Below are 18,200 nucleotides of genomic sequence, written 5' to 3' on the forward strand. Positions count from 1 at the left end.
TCCGGATGCTGGACGGCGGCTCGACTATGGACGGTCGCCCGCACGGGGGACGGGCGACCGCGTCTGAGAATGATCAGGCAGAACGGATCAGGCCTGGCGAATGGCCTCGCCCTCGATCTCGATCTTGATCTTCTTGCCCACCATGACGCCGCCCGACTCGAGGGCCATGTTCCAGGTCAGGCCCCAGTCCTCGCGGTCGATCTCGGCGTGCGCGCTGAAGCCGAAGACCACCTGGCCGTACGGGCTCACGGTGGCGCCCTCGAACTCGACGGTCAGGTCGACCGGCTTGGTCACGCCCTTGATGGTGAGCTCGCCCTCGAGGACGAACTCGGCGCCGGCGAACGACTTGATGCCGGTGCTGCGGAAGTCCATCGTCGGGTACTTCTCGGACTCGAAGAAGTCACCGCTGCGCAGGTGGTTGTCCCGGTCGACCTGGCCGGTCTCGATGCTCGCGGTGGTGATCGACGCGGTGACACCGGACTGCAGCGGGTCCTCGGCCACGGTGATGGTGGCGGACGCCTCGGCGAACTGGCCACGCACCTTGCTCACCATCAGATGCCGCGCGACGAAGCCGACCCGCTTGTGCGCAGCGTCCAGCGCGTAGGTGCCGGCAACCGGGATCTGCAGGCCCTCGAACGGACGGGTGGCAACGGTCTGGGTCATGACGGTTCCTTCTTTCCAGCTCTGGGAGAGGTGTTTGTGTGACACAGCAACTATATGCCAAGCAATATTCCGCCTGTCAAGTGATTGGGTTACGATGCTTCCTGTGAGTACCGACCTGGATGACCCCCGCTTCACCGCGGTCGGCCTGTTCGCCGAGACCTACACCGGGCTGACCAACCGCTTCGCCGCACAGTTCGAGGAGCACCGCCTCTCCGCCGTCGAGTTCGAGGTGCTGATGCGCCTGGCCCGCTCGCCCGGTCACCGCCTGCGGATGACCGACCTGGCCGGCCAGACTTCCCTGTCCACCAGCGGCGTCACCCGCGTGGTCGACCGGATGGACCGTGACGGCCTGGTCCGCCGCGAGGCCTGCCCCAGCGACCGCCGCAGTTCGTACGCCGTGATCACCCCGGCCGGCCGGCAACGGCTCGACGAGGTGCTGCCCGGCCACCTGGCCCTGGTGCAGGAGTGGTTCATCGGGCAGCTCACCCCACAGCAACTGGACGGCATGCTCGAGTCGCTGCGCACGATCCGGGACGCCGTGAACCCGTGCGCGACCGCCGGCAGTGCCCCCGACGAGGCCGCGTCTGCGGCCTGAAACCGGCAGAACTACCGGCAGAACCGGGCAGCGCGCGGGTCCAAACGGACATATCTCCCTTGTTGATCCCGACGGCGCGGCTACTGTGTTCCGCGCAAGGGGGATGCGGCGCGACCGAGGCGACTACGGGGCTCGACGGGGGAGCCTTCGTTCTCGCCGCTTACTGGTGGGGCGTTGCGACGGCCGGCGCGTGGGGGGCACGAACGCCGGTCGTCCGCGCGCCTCACCCTTGTAGAACCTCGGCGAAGATCGTCGGACCGAGCCGGTCCCGGTCGCGGATCAGCAGCGTGATGCCGCCCGACCGGCACAGGTCGGCCAGCCGACGCACCGCCACACCGCGGTCGTCGGTGACCGGGGTGCTCACGATCAGGCCGACCAGGGCCTCCACCACGTCCCGTGGATCATGGGCGCCGTCGTACGCCTCGGCCGCCCGCGCAAAACACTCGGCCGCGTGTTTCTGCTCGCCCTCGCGCAGCGCAATGGCCGCCTCGACCACCGCGGCCGGACCGTCCGGCGGCAGCTCGGTCGGCATCCGCAGCCGCTCCAGCACCTCGCGCGCCGCCGGCACCCGGCCCGACTCGGCCAGCGCCAGGCCCAGCGTGGCCAGCAGCCGGCGCCGCTGGTTGGGATCGCCGACCCGGTCCAGCTCGGCCAGCGCGACCCGGGCGAGCCGCTCGGCCTCGTCCGGCCGCCCGTCGAGCCTCGCCACCTCGGCCAGGTTTGCCCGGGCCACCGCCCGCAACCGCTCCTCGCCGGACTGGCCGGCCAGCTCGTCGACCGCCGCGAGCCGCCGCCGGGCCGCCTCCAGGTCGCCCTCGCGCACCTCGTGCCAGGTCAGGTTGTTCTCGGCCACCGCCACGTCGCGCGGCCGGCCGGTCCGCCGGGCCAGCACCAGCGCCGCCTCGCCGTGCCGCCGGGCCTCGTCGTAGCCCGCGGTGGTCATCCACAGCGACGCCAGCAGGGTGTGCGCGGTGCGCTGACCGGTCACCGAGCCGAGCAGCTCGAACTCGGCCACCGCGGCGGTTGCCGACCCGATCTCCTCGGCGCCGGCGCCGTGTTCGAGCGCCAGCTGGGCCAGCCCCACCTTGGCCCACGCCCGGGTGGCCGGGTCGGCGTCGGCGGTGCGCGGGTCGTCGAGCAGGCGCCGCAGCCACTGCCGGCCGCTCACGTCCCGCCCGCGGAACCGCCACCAGCGCGGCAGCGCGGCCGCCAGGCGCAGCGCGGTGTGCGGATCTTCACCGGCCGCGAAGGTGAGCGCCGAGCCCAGGTCGCCGGACACGTCGTCGAGCCGGCCGGCCGCCTCGGTCAGTTTGGTGCCGATCAGGTCGGGCGCGATCTGCTGGGCGAGCGCGGCCAGCACCGTGGCGTGCCGCCGCCGGGCCTCGGTCACCTCGCCGGCCGCCGCGGCCCGCTCGGCCGCGTAGTCGCGTACCACGTCGAGCAGCCGGAACCGGACCGTGCGGGTGCCGCGCACGCTCAGCAGGCCCAGCTCGAGCAGCCGGTCGAGCAGGTGCACCACGTCGGCGCCGTCGGTCTGCGCGCCGGCGGTCATCTGCTCGGCGAGCGGCAGCGACCACCGGTAGCGGAACATCGCGAGCAGCCGCAACGCCCGCTGCTCACCCGCGTTGAGCAGGCGATAACTGGCGGCCACCGCGTCCCGCAGGGAGACCACCGACTCGGGCGGCTGGGTGCCCGGCCGGGCGAGGTCGAGCACCCGGTCGCCGTACCGGTCGAGGATCTCGGGGATGGTCAGCACGCGGCCACGGGCCGCGGCCAGCTCGATCGCCAGCGGGAGTCCGCCGAGGCGGCGCACGAGGATGGCCAGGGGCGCGATCTCGTCGGGCTCCGGCTGGGTGCGGCGAACTCGGGCCAGGCGTTCCAGAAAGAGAGCCACAGCCGGGTACGCGGCGACGGCCGCGAGCGTGGACGGCGCCTCGAACGGCGGCGCGACCAGCGGGGCCAGCGGCCAGACCCGCTCGGCGGGCAGCCCCACCGGATGCCGGCCGGTGGCCAGGAACCGCAGCGACGGCAGCCGGTCGAGCAACCGGGTGAGCATCTCGGAGCTGGCCTCGGGCGACCGCTCGACGGCGTCGACGAACAGCAGTGCGGCCCGGCCCGCGAACCGGCCGGCCAGGTCGTCGGCCCGGCCCACCGCGAAGGCGGCCGCGATGCTCGCCAGGATCTCGCCGACCGACGACGCCTCGGTGATCACGATGCCGGCCACGCCGCCCGGGTAGGACGCCGCCACCCGGTGTGCCACGGTGATGCCGAGCGTGGTCTTGCCGACGCCGGCGATGCCGACCAGGGTGACGCCGCGCGGCCCGTCGGGCGCCGACAGCCGGTCCACCAGCTCGGCGAGGTCGTCGTCGCGGCCGATCAGCTCGGTCGGCGCCATCTGGAGGAACCCGGTGGGTGGCAGCGGCTCGTCGGTGCTCTGCCCGCGGGCCGCGGCCAGGAACGCCTCCCGGTCGGCGCCGCCCAGGCCGAGCGCGGCGGCGAGCAACTCGACGGTGGTGCGCTGCGGCCGGGAGGCGCGTCCGCGTTCCAGGTCGCGCACGGTACGCACACCGATCGCGGCCCGGGCGGCGAGTTCCTCCTGGGTCAGGCCGGCCCGCAGGCGATGCCGGCGCAGCACGACGTCGAAGCCGGAGCCGCCTTGGCCCGCACCCGATGCCGACATGGTCCGAACCTATGCACCAGCGGCTATACCGGCGAGCCGACATCCGCCCTTGTCGGAAAGCGGACCGAACCCCTGGTCCGATCTGCCCGAAATGCCGGCTACAGACCGAGGCCGCGGGCGATCAGCATCCGCTGCACCTCGGACGTGCCCTCGCCGACCTCGAGGATCTTGGCGTCCCGGTAGAAGCGGCCGACCGCCGACTCGTTCATGAAGCCGTAGCCGCCGTGCACCTGAGTGGCGTACCGGCTGTTCTCCATGGCCGCATTGCTGGCGTTCAGCTTGGCGATCGCGGCGTACCGCTTGAAGTCCTCGCCGGCCAGCATCCGGGCCGCGGCGTCGTAGTAGCCGAGCCGGGCCGTGTGCGCCCGCAGGTCCATGTCCGCGATCATGAACTGGACCGCCTGGTAGTTGCCGATCGGGCGGCCGAACGCGACACGCTCGCTGGCGTACTTCACCGACTCGTCCACGCAGCCCTGGGCCAGCCCGACCGAGAGCGCGGCGATCGCGATCCGGCCCTCGTCGAGAATTCGCAGGAACTGGGCGAACCCGCGGCCGCGCTCGCCGAGCAGGTTTTCGGCCGGGACGCGGACGTCGTCGAACGACAACTCGTGGGTGTCCGACGCGCACCAGCCGACCTTGGAGTATCCGGGCGCCACGGTGAACCCGGGCGTGCCGGAGGGCACGATGATCGTGGACAGTTCCTTACTGCCGTCCGGGTTGACGCCGGTCGCCGCCATGACCGTGACCAGGCAGGTGATGTCCGTGCCGGAGTTGGTGATGAACGCCTTGGTGCCGTTGATCACCCACTCGCCGGTGGACTCGTCGAGGACCGCGCGGGTGCCGATCGCGGCCGCGTCCGACCCGGAGCCCGGTTCGGTGAGACCGAACGCGGCCAGCGCCTCGCCCGAGGTGAGCCGGGGCAGCCACCGCTCCTTCTGCTCCGGGCTGCCGAACCGGTAGATCGGCATGGCACCCAGCGAGACCGCCGCCTCCAGCGTGACCGCGACCGAACTGTCCACCCTGGCCAGTTCCTCGAGCGCGATGCAGAGCGCGAAGTAGTCGCCGCCCATGCCGCCGAACTCCTCCGGGAACGGCAGGCCGAACAGGCCCATCTTGCCCATCTGGCGGATCACGTCGTACGGGAACGTCTTGCTCTCGTAGTGCTCGGCGATCACCGGCGCGATCTGTTCCCGAGCGAAGTCCCGCACGGTGGCGCGCAGCGCGTCCTGCTCATCGTCGAGCCGGAAGTCGACCATGTCCCACTCCTGGTTTGTCAGACGGGCTTTTGTCAGACGGGCGTGACGCCGTGCCGGCGCCGGGAGAACCCGCGGTCCTTGCCGCGGGCGGCGGCCAGGCGGCGGGTGATTTCGGTACGCAGTTCGGCCGGCTCGACGACGGCGTCGACGACGAGTTCGCTGGCCAGACGCATGATGTCGATGTCGCGTTCGTACTCGGCGCGGCGCTCGGCGACGAACGCGGCCCGTTCCACCTCGGACTCGATGGCGGCGATCTTGTTGGCGTAGACGGCGTTGACCGCGGCCTCCGCACCCATCACCGCGATCTTGGCGGTGGGCAGCGCGATCGTGGCGTCCGGGTCGAAGCCCGGGCCGGCCATCGCGTACAGCCCGGCACCGTAGGCCTTGCGCACCACCACGCAGATCTTGGGCACCGTGGCCTCGGAGATCGCGGTGATCATCTTGGCGCCGTGCCGGATGATGCCCTGCTTTTCCACGGCCGAGCCGACCATGAAGCCGGGCACGTCGGAGAGGAAGATCAGCGGCACGTTGAACGCGTCGCAGAGCTGGACGAACCGGGAGGCCTTGTCGGCCGAGTCGACGAAGAGAACCCCGCCCTTGAACATCGAGTTGTTGCCGACGACGCCGACCACCTCGCCGTTCAGCCGGGCGAACCCGATCGTGAGCTCCTTGGCCCAGAGCGCCTGGATCTCCAGGAACGAGCCGGCGTCGACCAGTCCTTTCACGTACCTCCGCATGTCGAAGGCCGTGCGCTCACTCACCGGAACCAACGCTGCAAGATCGCCGCCGGCAGGCTCTTTCGCCTCCGCCGCAGGCGGCTGATTTTCCCAGTTGGACGGCAGGTAGGAGAGGTACGCCCGGACGGTGTCGAGCGCGTCCTGCTCGGTCTTGCAGAGGAAGTGGCCGACGCCGGACTCGGTGCAGTGCACCCGGGCACCGCCCATCGCCTCGAGCGTCGTCTTCTCCCCGGTGACCATCTCGACCATGCGGTCCGAGCCGAGGTACATGCTGGCGTTGCCCTCGACCATGGCGACCACGTCGCAGAACGCCGGAATGTAGGCCCCGCCGGCCGCGGACGGGCCGAACAGCGCGCAGACCTGCGGGATCGCCCCGGAGGCCCGGACCTGGGTGTGAAAGATCTTGCCGGCGCCGCGGCGGCCGGGAAACAGGTCGACCTGGTCGGTGATCCGGGCGCCGGCCGAGTCGACCAGGTAGATCATCGGTACGCCGTACTGGTACGCGCGCTCGATGACGCGGATGATCTTTTCGACCGTCCGCGCGCCCCATGAGCCCGCCTTGACCGTCGAGTCGTTCGCCATCAGGCAGACGCTCCGGCCGTCGATCCGGGCAGTTCCGGTGATCACGCCGTCCGCGGGCAGGCCGTCGGCGAGACTGTTGGCATACATGCCGTCCTCGACGAAGGAACCGTCGTCGACCAGCAGCGCGACCCGCTCGCGGGCGAACAGCTTGCCCTTCGCCGCGTTGGCCGCGTGGTAACGCTCGGCACCGCCGGCCTGCACCCGCTTGCGGACCTGGGCGAGGGCCTCCTCGTCGATGGTCACCGCGTCCTCCTGAACGATCCTTCAGGTGCCTGAACGATCGTTAGGTTAGCTCATCCGCGACGGGAACGGCAACGACGAACGGGAGCCTCCGCCAGTTGCGGAGACTCCCGTCCGTTTTTTCAGTGCACCGATGCCGTGGAGGAGCACCGGCGGTTCGGGCGCGCCCGGGACGGCGCCACCCGGTCCTTCGCTATCGCCCCGTTCAGCGCAGCGTGTTCAGCAGGCCCAGACCGGCCAGCCCGTCGGTGCCGTCGGTCAGACCGGCGAGCGGGGTGCCCTCGGCGAGGCCCTTCTTCTTGCCGCGGGTGTCGTCGCCGTACTGGTCGGCGGCCGGCTCCTCGCCGCCGTAGTTGTTGGCGTCCGGCTCCTCGCCGCCGTAGCCGTTCGCGGCCGGCTTGGTGTCGCCGTAACCGTCGGCGTCGGCGTTGCCGTCCGGCTCCTCGCCGGTGTCGCCGTTGTCGCCCAGGTAGTCGCCGTCGCCGTCGTTGTCACCGTTGTTGCCGCCGTTGCCACCGTTGCCGTGGCCGTGGCCGCCGTGGCCGTGACCGCCGTGGCCACCCCAGCACGGCTTCCGGCAGTCGTCGCCGTGGTCGACGAAGATCGGGCCGGAGCCGTTCGCGCAGGCGGCAGCCGAGTGGGCGGCGCCCAGGATGCCGAGCGAGTTGCCGCAGACGTTGATCGGGATGTTGATCGGCACGCCGATCTGGGTGCCGTTCAGGATCCCGTTGTTGCTCCCGGTGCTCTGCACGAAGTCCGGGTGAGCGGATTCGTTGACCGCAACCCCGGTCGACCGGGCCGCACCGAGCACCGCGACCGAGTTGCCGGCGAGGTTCACCGGCAGGCTGATCGGCGCGAGCAGCTGGGTGCCGTTCGCGATGCCGTTGTTCTGGCCGGTGCTCTGCCAGGCACCCTCGGTGCGGGCGCTCTCCTTCTTGCGGAACTTGCCACCACGGTGCGTCGACACGTTGTTCGCGCAGATCGCGTTGGAGTAGGCCCCGCCGAGCAGCGCGATCGAGTTGCCGCAGACGTTGATCGGAACGTCGATCGGCGCGTAGATCTGGGTGCCGTTCAGGATTCCGTTGTTCTGCCCGGTGAACTGGCCACCGCTGCCCGGCCACCAGCCGCTCTCGGTGCTGGCGCTCTCCTTGCGGCTGCGGACGTTGTTGACGCCCACGCCGGTCGCGTTCGCCGAGCCGAGAACCGCGGCCGAGTTGCCCACGACGTTCACCGGCACGCTGATCGGCAGGTATGCCTGGGTGCCGTTGAGGATGCCGTTGTTGTTGCCGGTGCTCTGCCGGTCCTGCCAGCCGTGCTCGGCACGGTTGACGCCGATGCCGGTGGCGTTGGCCTCGCCGAGGATGCCGAGCCCGTTGCCCACGATGTTGACCGGGACGCGGACCGGCACGGCGATCTGGGTGCCGTTCAGGATGCCGTTGTTGTCCCCGGTGCTCTGCCGGACGTCGGCGTTGGCGGCGCCCGGGGCGAACAGCAGGGCGCCAGCGGCCAGGACGCCGACGCTCAGAGTTTTACGAACCCAAGTCTTCATGCGAAGAAATGCCTTTCGGAAATGTTTCGTGCAAATGCTGTGACATATTCAGTTGAACGGTGTTTCGGAACTGCATTCGGGCGCAGCGGTGCCCTGGCTCTTTTATTTCTGCCCTGACTGGCCGCTTGTCGACGTGCGCCCATTGGCGCTTCGGTGCGGTGGCGTGTGATTCAGGCGGGTGCGATTCGCCGCTTGTTCGCAAGCGGTTGGGGAATCGAGCCGGAACGCGGACACCGAAGCCGGTGCCGGCCGGTTGCCGGCGGTCGGGCAGACCGCCGGTCGCCCATCACTCAGTCAGGTGAGACGGTCGGTGCCTCGGCGTCGATCCGCCGGACCTCGACATCGGACGCGATCGGCAGCCGCTGGCAGGCCATCGTGCTGCTCGCGATCGCGGCCGGCAGGAAGGCGGGGGAGCCACCTTCCGTCGGTGACCCCGACCAACTGCTGGTCGGAGTGCCGCTGACGTCCCCGAGGTGCACCTGCAGGGGAGCAGGTCCGTCACCGCCGGGCGAGTCCTCCGTCACCGCCGCCGTGCCGGCTACGGCCCGGTGCATCACCGGGTGCCGGTGGGCGATCGATGCGGAGGCGGTCTTGCTGTGCCGGGCCGGTACGCCGTGCTTGACGGCGGCCACCGGGGCCGGCAATGCCTTGACGATCCGTGCGTGGCCCGCGGTCACGGCCGGTGCCGGGGCGGCAGCCACGGGTTCCGGCGCAACCGCCGGTTCCTGCGGCCGCTCGGCGACCGGATCCGCGTCCGGGGTGACGTCATCCGTCACCGCGGTGAGCCGGTGCGGGTCGGCGGCCGGCTCGCCGGTGAGGCGAGTGGGCTCGACTACCTCCCGCGTTACCACGTCGACACCGGTTTTTGCGGTGTCCACAGTGGCTGCGGTGGCGACGTCGACAACGGTTTTCGCGGGGCGGGTCAAAACCCGCTGCGGAACCTCGAGGATGTCGGCCACCACGTGCTTCTTGCTGTGCTTGACCGGAACGGCAGCCTCCAGCGGCCGGGTGGCCGAGGACAGGAGACCGGAGACCGGGGCGGTGACGTCGCCGTCGACGACAGAACCGAGCAACGAGCCGACGGGCCCGTCGCTGCGGTCCGCGGCGTGCGCGGCGGCACCGGTGAGCAGCCAGGCCGCACCGGCCAGGCCGCCGACTACGAGAACGCGGAGACCCCACCGGGAACCGGTGGTTTGCGCGCGACGCTCCGTCCGCCGCTCCGCCCCCTGGATGTGAGGCGGCAAGGGCGTGGCTGCGCCGGCGAGCGGCCCGGACGACGGCAGCGGGCGCGTGGCGCAGCGAGTGCGCTCATCCCCCAGGCCCGTCATCGGTCCGCCCCTCGTCGTCAACATTCCACCGGTGGCTGATCCGCCGGAATTCCGGCGACATCGGCCACTCGTTATTGGTAACGAAGCGGCCGAGCGGGGGTCACGCGCGCAAATAGGAAAAATGATCGCGAGGCAGTGCGGCGGGAATCACACCAATCTGGACCGTGGCCCAGCGCGAAGAACGCCCGACGGAAGGGTACGGCCGATCAGTTTCTCGGCCAGTTCGGCCGTTTCGATCAGGCGGTCGAGATCGATTCCGGTGTCGATGCCCATGTCGTGCAGCATGTGCACGACCTCCTCGGTCGCCACGTTGCCGGAGGCGCCGGGCGCATAGGGGCAGCCGCCGATTCCGCCCACACTGGCGTCGAACTCGGTGACCCCGAGGTCGAGCGCGGTGAGGATGTTGGCCAGACCCGTACCCCGGGTGTTGTGGAAGTGCAGCAGGTCCGGGCGTACCGCCGACAGCAGATCACGCACCCGCCGTGGCGTCGCCATGCCGGTGGTGTCGCCGAACGCGATGCGGTCGGCGCCGTCGGCACGGACCCGGGCCACCATGGTCGCCACCCGGTCCGGGTCGACGTCACCCTCGAACGGGCAGCCGAAACTGGTCGCGACGATCACCTCGAGCGTCGCGCCGGCGTCGTGCACCAGCGGGATCAGGGCCGTGATGTCGTCCAGTGACTCGTCGGTGGACCGGTTGAGATTGCGCCGGTTGTGCGTGGTGCTGGCCGAGACCACCACCTCGATCTCGCGGAAGCCGGCGGCGATCGCCCGCTGCGCACCCCGGGTGTTCGGGATCAGCGCCGAATACCGCACGTCCGGATGCCGGGCGACCCGCTGCCATACCTCGTCGGCGTCGGCCATCTGCGGAATGGCCTTGGGGTGCACAAAGGAGACAGCCTCGATACGCCGGACGCCGGTCTCACTCAGGGCGTCGATCAGGCGGACCTTGGACCCGGTCGGGATGGGCTCCTCGTTCTGCAGCCCGTCCCGCGGTGCGACCTCACGAATGCTGACCGCGGACACGATGCTCACCTCATCCGAGACACGATGCCGGTGTCGTAGTCACCCGACAGGAACTCGGCGTTCTCCAGCAGTTCGGCGAAAAATGGCAGATTGTTCTTGGGGCCGGCGATCTCGAAACCGGCCACCGCGGCGCGTGCCTTGGCGATCGCGTCGTCCCGGTCGGCGCCGAACACGATCAGCTTGGCCATCAGCGAGTCGTAGAACGGCGTGACCGTGGTGCCCGCGGCATAACCGCTGTCGACCCGGACGCCCTCGCCGGCCGGCTCGACCCAGGTCGCCACCTTGCCGGGTCCGGGGAGGAAGCGTTTGGGGTCCTCGGCGTTGATCCGCAACTCGATGGCGTGCCCGCTGGTCGCCAGGTTGCCGGGGTCGAAGCCGGGTGCCTCGCCGGACGCGATGCGCAGTTGCTCCTCGACCAGGTCGAGGCCGTGAATCAACTCGGTGATCGGGTGCTCGACCTGGAGCCGGGTGTTCATCTCGAGAAAGAAGAACTCTCCGGTCGCCGGGTCGAGCAGGCATTCGACGGTGCCCGCGTTGCGGTAGCCGACCGCCTCGCCGGCCTGGACCGCGGCGGCCAGGAAACGCCGTCGCAGCTCGGGGCCGACCGCCGAGGACGGTGCCTCCTCGACCAGTTTCTGGTTGCGGCGCTGCACCGAGCACTCCCGCTCGGACAGCGCCACCACCCGGCCGTCGGCCAGGCCGAGGATCTGCACCTCGACGTGCCGCACCCGGGGGAAGTAGCGCTCGATCAGCACCGATCCATCGCCGAACATCCGCTCGGCAAAAGCGCGGACCTTCTCGTATTCGCTGGTCAGCGCGGCCTCGTCGGAGGCAACCGCCATGCCCATGCCGCCACCGCCGGCCGCAGCCTTGACCATCACCGGGTATCCGATCGCGGTGGCGGCCTCGATCGCGGCCGCGACGGTGCCGGCCGGGTCGGCCGAGCCGGGCGCCACCGGCACGCCGGCCGCGGCCATCAGGTTGCGGGCATTGATCTTGTCGCCCATCGCGGTGATCGCGTCGGCCGGCGGGCCGACCCAGACCAGGCCGTTCGACTCGACCGCGCGGGCGAAGTCGGCATTCTCACTGAGGAAGCCGTAGCCGGGATGGACGGCCTGGGCACCGGACGATTTCGCGGCGGCCAGGATCGCCTCGGTGTTGCGGTAGCTCTGCGCCGGGTTGGCCGGGCCGACGCAGATCGCCTCGTCGGCCTCGGCGACGAACGGCAGGTCGGCGTCCGCCTCGGAGTGCACCGCGACGGTCCGGATGCCGAGCCGCCGGGCGGTCCGGATGATCCGGCGGGCGATCTCACCCCGGTTGGCGACGAGCAGCGATTCGATCATCACTTCCCCAGCAGCGCGTGAACGGTGGCGTCGCGCAGCAGCGCGGCCCGGCGGCGCCGGTCGACCTCACCGCCCAGGAAGGGCGTCGAGTTCATCAGCCCGAACGCCGAGTGCGCGAGCACCCGGGCCTCGGCCGCCTCCAACTCGGGCCGCAGCTTGCCCAGGACGGCCACCCACTCCTCCACGTAGAGGCGCTGGAGCCGGCGAATCTGCCGGCGCGGCTCGTCCGGCAGACGGTCGAGTTCGTGCAGGTGCAGTGCGATCACCGCCGGGTTGGCCAGCGCGAATTCGACGTGGAAGTCGATCAGGTCGGCCAGGGTGGCACGGGCGTCGTCGGGATGCTGTGCCACCCGGGCCTTGCCGCCGTGCAGCAGGCCCTCGCTCACCGGGATCAGGGCGGCCACCAGCATGGCCTCCTTACCGGCGAAATGGTGATAGAGCGCCGGCCCGGTCACCCCGGCGGCCGAGCCGATGTCGTCCATCGACACACCGTGATAGCCGCGGGATGCGAACAGACCCACCGCGATCTCGAGGATCTCGTCGCGCCGCGACCGCCGCCGGGGGGCTGGCGGTCCCGGCAGGTGTTGCTGCTGATCAACCGTCGTCACGTGGTCACTCTAACCCGATGTCAAGCCCGTGCCTTAACGGGCGTTCAGCTCTGTCGCTTACGCCACGGCCAGCCCTTGTCGCCCTTGCCGAGGGCGGCGCGAACTTCCGCGTAGACCTTTTCAGCAGTCTCCCGGCCCGGTGCATTCCGGGCCATCCGGTCCAGCAACTTGCGCAGGATCGGCTCGGCCTCCTCCGGGGATCCGGAACGCAGCAGGGCCTCCCCGTACATGCCGGTGAGGTGATCGGCGTCCTCGGTGGCGCCGCTGTTGCGCATCCGCTCGTCGACGCCGCGCAGGTGTGGCAGGGCCTCGGCGTACCGGCCGCGGGACATCAGCACCCGGCCGGCTTCCCAGGCCGTCCAGCCGTTGTGCCAGATTGCCTCGGGCTCGGCGGCCAGGTCGGGCCGCAGCTCGGTCCACCGCTGCGCGGCCAGCCGGATCGTCTCCTCGGCGGCCTCGACGTCGTCGGCGAAGTGCAGGGCGGCCACCCGTCGGCGCAGCACCCGCAGTTCCGCGACCAACTCGCCGGCCTCGTGCAGGTCGGTCGCGGCGGCCGCGAACGTCCCGGCCGCGTCGGCGTCCCGGTCGACGTCGAACAGCAGGCCGGCGGCCTCCTCGGCGATCTGGGCTCGGCCCACCGGGTTGTCGGCGAGCCGCTCGATCAGCTCCCGGTACCGGGCCAGGGCGCCGTCCGTGTCGCCCATCGCCTGGTATTGCTTGGCCAGCAGGAACCGGGTGTTGTCGGCCGCCTCCTTTTCGCCGATCCGGTCGAGGACCAGCAGCGCCTCCTCGGCCACCTCGGCCGCCTCCACCGGGCGCTCGGCCTGCGCGTAGGTCTCGGCCAGCTCGTAGCGGGCGAACGCGCCACCCTCCTCGAACTGCTGCTCGGCGCAGAGTGCGACGGCCTCGACCAGGTCGTCGATCGCCTCCTCGGGCCGGCCCAGCCGGCGCAGCGCCATGGCCCGGCCCATCCGGGCCGGCAGCGCCTCGTCCGTCAGGCCGGCACCCAGCGCCAGACCGAACGCCTCGAGCTGCTCGGCCGGGTCGTCGACGGTATGCCCGTACATGGTCGCGGCCTCGGACAGCCGGCGGGCCGAGCCGTTCGCCCGGTAGAACTCGTAGGCCGACCGGGCGGCCGCGAGTGCCTCGTCGTGCCGGTGCACCGCCAGCCGGTTGCGAGCCCGCAGCATCGCGTGCATGGCGATCATCCGCTGGTCGCCGGTCTCGTCCGCGTACTTGTCGCCGCGGTCGCCGGCCTCGTTGGCCTCGTCGTGCCGGTCCTGGACGAACAGCAGCAGCGACAACCGGGCCCAGGCGTCCGCCTTTTCCCGCGGACCGCCGTGTTCCTCCTGGTAGGCCAGGTCGGCCCGGAGGGGCTCCTCGTCGATCTCGCCGTCACCCTGGTAGGACCGTTCCAGCGCGATCCGGCTGCGGATGACGCTGGCCCGGCTGGTCTCGCCCGCCGCGGTGAACAGCTCGGCCGCCCGGCCCCACAGTTCCAGCACCCCGTCGTGCTCGGACAGCCGCAGGCGGTTGCCGGCCTGCACCGCACGGCGGCCGGCCAGCACCGGGTCGAGCTCCGGGTCGAGCTCCGGGTCGAGCTCCGGGAACCGGGCGTCGAGAGCGTCCAGCGCGGCGGCGTGTGCCGCCTCGCGGTCGGCGCGGTAATGCTCCTCGATCAGGTCGAGCAGTGCCGGGGCGCTGATCTCGGCCGGCACCTCGGGTACCGGCTCGGGTGCCGGGACCGGCGGCACCGGCGGTACGGTGGCACGGCGGGCGGACGGCGACAACACCAGGGTGACGCCGTACGGCTCGGCGGCGAGCTGGTCGGCGATCTGGCGGCTCTGGCTGTCGGTGCCGTTGCGGGCGTCGAAACGCTTCGCGATCTCGGCCGCGGTGCTGGCCAGCTCGGTGGCGAGGGCGGCCACGGTGATGTCGTCCGTGCCGGCCCGGCGCACGATCAGGTCGCCGTGGCCCAGCTCGGTGATCCGGCGCAGCACCAGGCCGCCGGCCGCCGCGAAGGACATCGCCGTGGACGGGGCCGGCGCCTTGTCGAGCCAGTCCAGGTGCCGCTGGAGGATCTCGAACCCGCGCTGCTCGTTGCCGCTGCGCGCGCAGAACTCGATGTGCTGGGCGATGTCGCCGAGATCGGCCAGCCGGGTGCGGTGCACGGCGTACGCCCGGCGGTGCGCGTCGGCCGCCTCGGCGACCCGGCCGGTCATCAGGTACGGCACCATCAGCTGGGTCAGGATGTTCTGCGGCTGCTCGTTGCAGGACAGCTCGCCGGCGATCACCGGCAGGGCGAGCTCGACCGCCTCCTCGTACCGTTTGCGGTTGCCGAGGTGGATCAGCACCGAGGTCGGGTCGCAGCCGGCGCAGTCGGACAACTCGTCGCGCGGCGCCGACTGCCAGCGCTCGAACCACAGATCTTCCTGGTCGGGCTGCACCAGATGCCGGGCGACCAGGTGGCGTCGCTTGTGGACGGCCTGCAGGCTGTGGCCGCCTTCGCGGTAGCGGCGTTCCATGTCGTCGAGCACCGCGTAGGTGCGGTCGAGCGGGATCTCCGGGAACCGGGTGAGGCTGGTGACCATGGCCTTGAAGTCCCACATCAGATGGTGGGTCCAGCGCTGGTGGTGCGGGCCCGGGTTGCGGTCGAAGTCGGCGAGACACCAGGCGAAGGTGGGGAAGGACTTGGCCGGTTCGCCGCCGTAGATGTACGCCGACGTGGCCAGCATCCGGGTGGTGAACGACAGGTCGGCGTCACCGATCGCCTCGACGTGCCGCAGCGCCTCCTCGATCAGGGCGGTCTTGCCGGCGCCGTACGGCAGGTTTTCCGACTCGCGGAGCAGGTCCCAGACGTCGTCGGCAGTTTTCATCGGTCGCCCTCCGTGATGGCGCGGTCGAGCAGGCCCAGCATCGAGGAGTTCAGCAACGCCGCGTCGGCCGGGCGGATCGGGTGGTGGCCCAGCATGAGGGCCTGGCCGTAGAGCGTCTCGACGGCGAGGCCGGCCAGCTCGGGATCGACCAGGGCGGTGATCCGGCGGACCAGCGGGTTGCGGTGGTTGAGCACGAGTTGCGGTCGCTCCACCGGCGCGGTGGTGGCCAGCGCGTCGAGCACGCCGCCCCACACGTCGTCGGCCTTGTCGCGGCTGGCGGTCAGCTCCTCGTGGAACGCCGCCGAGCGGCTCACCAGATAGAGCGCCGGCAGGGTGGCCGGGTCGAACGCGCGCAGCACCACCTCGCAGCCGAGCCGGTCGAGCCGGCGCTGGGCGGCCGCCAGGAACGGGCGCAGCCGCAGCTCGGTCTCGGTGTCCAGGCCGTTGAACCGGGTGGCCAGGTCGGCCGGCTCCAGCCGCTCGATCCGGATCTCATGATCCACTGTGGCCAGCCGCTGGATGATCTCGGTGTCGTACACGTATCCGCCGTTGACCAGGCCCACGTCCTGGGCCGCGGCGACGGCGGCCAGCTGGCGGAACTCGTCGGCCGAGGTCGCGTACCGGATCAGGCCGTGCCGCTCGCGGAACTCGGCCAGGGTGACCTGGCCCATGTTGGTCTGCACCGGGTACCACTGCTCGACGATCCGCAGCATCTCGTCGTCGTGCAGGGCGAGCGCCTTGACCCCGAGGTGGTGGATGCTCAGGAAGCGGCCGAGCCGGCGCGGGTCGGTGGCGGCCAGTCGCACCAGCCAGCCGCGCAACTGGTCGGCGATCGCCTCGCGGGTGTCGCTGAGCAGGCCGTCGTCGTAGAGCGCCTCGCGGCTCGCGGTCGGCCGCAGCTCGGTGCTGTCGACCACGCAGCGGGCGAAGAACGCCCACTCCGGCAGCAGTCCCTCAACGCTCTCGGCCAGCAGCATGCGCTTGAGATAGACCCGGTGCCCGCCGCGGGTGGCCGGGTTGACCGGGGTGGGCAGCACGAAGGCGGCGCCGGTCAGCCCCGCCTCGGGCACGTTGAGCTCGACGATGTCGAAGGGCACAAAACCAAAAACCTGCTCCGCGTACGCGAAGAGAGCCGCACGACCGGACTCCCAGGGCACCGCCTCGGCGCTCACCCGGCTGCCGTCGACCTCGACGCTCACCGGCAGCAGCGAGCCGTAGAGGTCGGCCAGTTCGCGTGCGGTCGCAGGGGACAGCAGATGCTCGGAGCCGCGGCGCGGCAGCAGGGTGACCGTGGTGCCCGGCTCGCGGGGTTCGCCGGCCCGCACCTCATAGCGGCCGTCGGAATAGCCGGTCCAGAGCACCGGGTCGGCACCGGCCCGGCAGGTGTGCACCCGGATCTCGTCGGCCACCAGGAAGCAGGAGAGCAGGCCGATGCCGAACTGGCCGAGGAACTCGTGCCGGGCGAAACCGAGCTCGTCGCGTTTCGAGCTGCGGCCGATCGTCGCCAGCAGCTCGTGCACCTGGGCCTCGGTGAGCCCGATGCCGTTGTCGGTCACCCGCAACACGTCGGAGCCGGTGGTGATCGCGATCCGGCCGGCCGCGGGCTCGCCGGTCGCGGTGATCGCATCGACCGCGTTCTGCAGCAGCTCACGGACGTACACGCGGGGGCTCGCGTAGAGATGGTGACTCAGCAGATCGACTATTCCCCGTAGATCGACCTGGAACGTGTTGCTCACGGCGGAGAAGGTACCGGGCGGGGGCGACAATTTTGTGCCGCCCCCGCAAAATCAGCTCAGACCGCCGCGCTCGTTACCACGGGCGATCGGCGCGCGGACCAGGTTGCCCCACTCCGTCCAGGACCCGTCGTAGTTGCGGACCTGCGGGTATCCGAGAAGGTGGTGGAGCACGAACCAGGTGTGGCTGGACCGCTCACCGATCCGGCAGTAGGCGATGATGTCGTCCGCCGACTCGAGGCCCAGCTCGTCGCGGTAGATCTTGGTGAGTTCGTCGGCCGGCCGGAACGTGCCGTCCTCGTTGGCGGCGGACTTCCACGGCTTGCTCACCGCGCCCGGAATGTGCCCGCCGCGCAGCGCGCCCTCCTGCGGATAGGCCTCCATGTGGGTGAGTTCGCCGGTGTACTCCTGCGGCGAGCGCACGTCGACCAGCGGCCGCCCGCTGGCGATGTGTCCCATCACCTGGTCGCGGAAGGCACGGATCTCGGCGTCGTTGCGCACCGGCACCGGATAGGTGGCGCGCGGTCGCTCGGTGCGGTCGCGGGTGAGCGGACGGCCCTCGGCCACCCACTTCTGCCGGCCACCGTCCAGCAGCCGCACGTCGCGGTGGCCGAAAAGGCTGAAGACCCAGAGGGCGTACGCGGCCCACCAGTTGAAGTTGTCGCCGTAGAACACGATCGTGTCGTCCCGGCCGATGCCCTTGGCCGCACACATCTCGGCGAACGCGGCCGGGTCGAGGTAGTCCCGGGTGACCTGGTCGTTCAGCTCGAGATGCCAGTCGACCTTGACGGCACCGCGGATGTGTCCGGTGTCGTACAGCAGTACGTCCTCGTCCGATTCGACGATGACCAGGCCGCCGGTGTCGAGGTTGGCGGCCAGCCACTCGGTGGTGACCAGCTTGTCGGGGTGCGCGTACGCCTTGAGCGCGGGCGCCGGATCGTTCGCAACGGACATGGTGTTCACGCTATCGGTTCGTGTCATTCG

At 70.9% G+C, this 18,200-nt stretch carries 13 protein-coding genes; 1 reads left to right on the plus strand and 12 read right to left on the minus strand.

The window, feature by feature from the left end:
- Positions 1 to 87: 87 nt before the first annotated feature.
- Positions 88 to 663, minus strand: coding sequence for a YceI family protein (locus Ari01nite_RS19315; RefSeq protein ID WP_203782663.1), 576 nt, complete (start codon positions 661 to 663; stop codon positions 88 to 90).
- Between the two features lie 94 nt (positions 664 to 757).
- Between Ari01nite_RS19315 and Ari01nite_RS19320 the strand changes: the two genes are divergently transcribed.
- Positions 758 to 1,258 carry a MarR family winged helix-turn-helix transcriptional regulator gene (locus Ari01nite_RS19320; protein WP_203782664.1) on the plus strand — a complete coding sequence of 167 codons (501 nt, stop codon included), beginning with the start codon at positions 758 to 760 and terminating at the stop codon, positions 1,256 to 1,258.
- A gap of 223 nt (positions 1,259 to 1,481) precedes the next feature.
- On the opposite strand, the gene Ari01nite_RS19325 is transcribed toward Ari01nite_RS19320, so the two are convergent.
- The 11 genes from Ari01nite_RS19325 to Ari01nite_RS19375 form a co-directional block, all read right to left on the minus strand.
- Positions 1,482 to 3,938: an ATP-binding protein gene (locus Ari01nite_RS19325; RefSeq protein WP_203782665.1), complete on the minus strand. Its 2,457-nt coding sequence runs from the start codon at positions 3,936 to 3,938 to the stop codon at positions 1,482 to 1,484.
- A 98-nt stretch (positions 3,939 to 4,036) separates the two neighbouring features.
- The gene (locus Ari01nite_RS19330) at positions 4,037 to 5,194 is read right to left on the minus strand and encodes an acyl-CoA dehydrogenase family protein (RefSeq protein ID WP_203782666.1); all 1,158 of its coding nucleotides are present in this window, start codon (positions 5,192 to 5,194) and stop codon (positions 4,037 to 4,039) included.
- Positions 5,195 to 5,226: 32 nt separating this feature from the next.
- Entirely contained in the window at positions 5,227 to 6,756 is a 1,530-nt protein-coding gene (locus Ari01nite_RS19335; protein WP_203782667.1) for an acyl-CoA carboxylase subunit beta, read from the minus strand.
- Positions 6,757 to 6,958: 202 nt separating this feature from the next.
- Positions 6,959 to 8,302 (minus strand): chaplin family protein, encoded by a 1,344-nt coding sequence (locus Ari01nite_RS19340; RefSeq protein WP_203782668.1) that lies wholly within the window; start codon positions 8,300 to 8,302, stop codon positions 6,959 to 6,961.
- A gap of 290 nt (positions 8,303 to 8,592) precedes the next feature.
- Entirely contained in the window at positions 8,593 to 9,546 is a 954-nt protein-coding gene (locus tag Ari01nite_RS19345) for a hypothetical protein (RefSeq protein WP_203782669.1), read from the minus strand.
- A 231-nt stretch (positions 9,547 to 9,777) separates the two neighbouring features.
- Positions 9,778 to 10,659, minus strand: a complete 882-nt coding sequence (locus Ari01nite_RS19350) for a hydroxymethylglutaryl-CoA lyase (RefSeq protein WP_203782677.1) — start codon at positions 10,657 to 10,659, stop codon at positions 9,778 to 9,780.
- Positions 10,660 to 10,661: 2 nt separating this feature from the next.
- A complete protein-coding gene (locus Ari01nite_RS19355; protein ID WP_203782670.1) occupies positions 10,662 to 11,999 on the minus strand; it encodes an acetyl-CoA carboxylase biotin carboxylase subunit in 1,338 nt (445 codons plus the stop codon).
- Complete coding sequence (locus Ari01nite_RS19360; RefSeq protein WP_203782671.1) at positions 11,999 to 12,607, minus strand: TetR/AcrR family transcriptional regulator; 609 nt, start codon at positions 12,605 to 12,607, stop codon at positions 11,999 to 12,001. Before Ari01nite_RS19360 ends, Ari01nite_RS19355 begins: the two co-directional genes overlap by 1 nt.
- Before the next feature lie 44 nt (positions 12,608 to 12,651).
- Positions 12,652 to 15,483, minus strand: coding sequence for an ATP-binding protein (locus Ari01nite_RS19365; protein WP_203782672.1), 2,832 nt, complete (start codon positions 15,481 to 15,483; stop codon positions 12,652 to 12,654).
- On the minus strand, positions 15,480 to 17,219 hold the full coding sequence (locus tag Ari01nite_RS19370) for an HSP90 family protein (protein ID WP_203782673.1): 1,740 nt from the start codon (positions 17,217 to 17,219) through the stop codon (positions 15,480 to 15,482). Before Ari01nite_RS19370 ends, Ari01nite_RS19365 begins: the two co-directional genes overlap by 4 nt.
- Before the next feature lie 51 nt (positions 17,220 to 17,270).
- A complete protein-coding gene (locus Ari01nite_RS19375; protein WP_203782674.1) occupies positions 17,271 to 18,170 on the minus strand; it encodes a sulfurtransferase in 900 nt (299 codons plus the stop codon).
- Positions 18,171 to 18,200: the final 30 nt, after the last annotated feature.

It is taken from the genome of Paractinoplanes rishiriensis, assembly GCF_016862375.1.
Taxonomy (GTDB): domain Bacteria; phylum Actinomycetota; class Actinomycetes; order Mycobacteriales; family Micromonosporaceae; genus Actinoplanes; species Actinoplanes rishiriensis.

Bases quoted from the DNA above. Each gene is read 5' to 3' on its own strand.
- Ari01nite_RS19315 (WP_203782663.1), bottom strand. From the start codon at position 663: ATGACCCAGACCGTTGCCACCCGTCCGTTCGAGGGCCTGCAGATCCCG.
- Ari01nite_RS19320 (WP_203782664.1), top strand. From the start codon at position 758: ATGCTTCCTGTGAGTACCGACCTGGATGACCCCCGCTTCACCGCGGTC.
- Ari01nite_RS19325 (WP_203782665.1), bottom strand. From the start codon at position 3,938: ATGTCGGCATCGGGTGCGGGCCAAGGCGGCTCCGGCTTCGACGTCGTG.
- Ari01nite_RS19330 (WP_203782666.1), bottom strand. From the start codon at position 5,194: ATGGTCGACTTCCGGCTCGACGATGAGCAGGACGCGCTGCGCGCCACC.
- Ari01nite_RS19340 (WP_203782668.1), bottom strand. From the start codon at position 8,302: ATGAAGACTTGGGTTCGTAAAACTCTGAGCGTCGGCGTCCTGGCCGCT.
- Ari01nite_RS19355 (WP_203782670.1), bottom strand. From the start codon at position 11,999: ATGATCGAATCGCTGCTCGTCGCCAACCGGGGTGAGATCGCCCGCCGG.
- Ari01nite_RS19365 (WP_203782672.1), bottom strand. From the start codon at position 15,483: ATGAAAACTGCCGACGACGTCTGGGACCTGCTCCGCGAGTCGGAAAAC.
- Ari01nite_RS19375 (WP_203782674.1), bottom strand. From the start codon at position 18,170: ATGTCCGTTGCGAACGATCCGGCGCCCGCGCTCAAGGCGTACGCGCAC.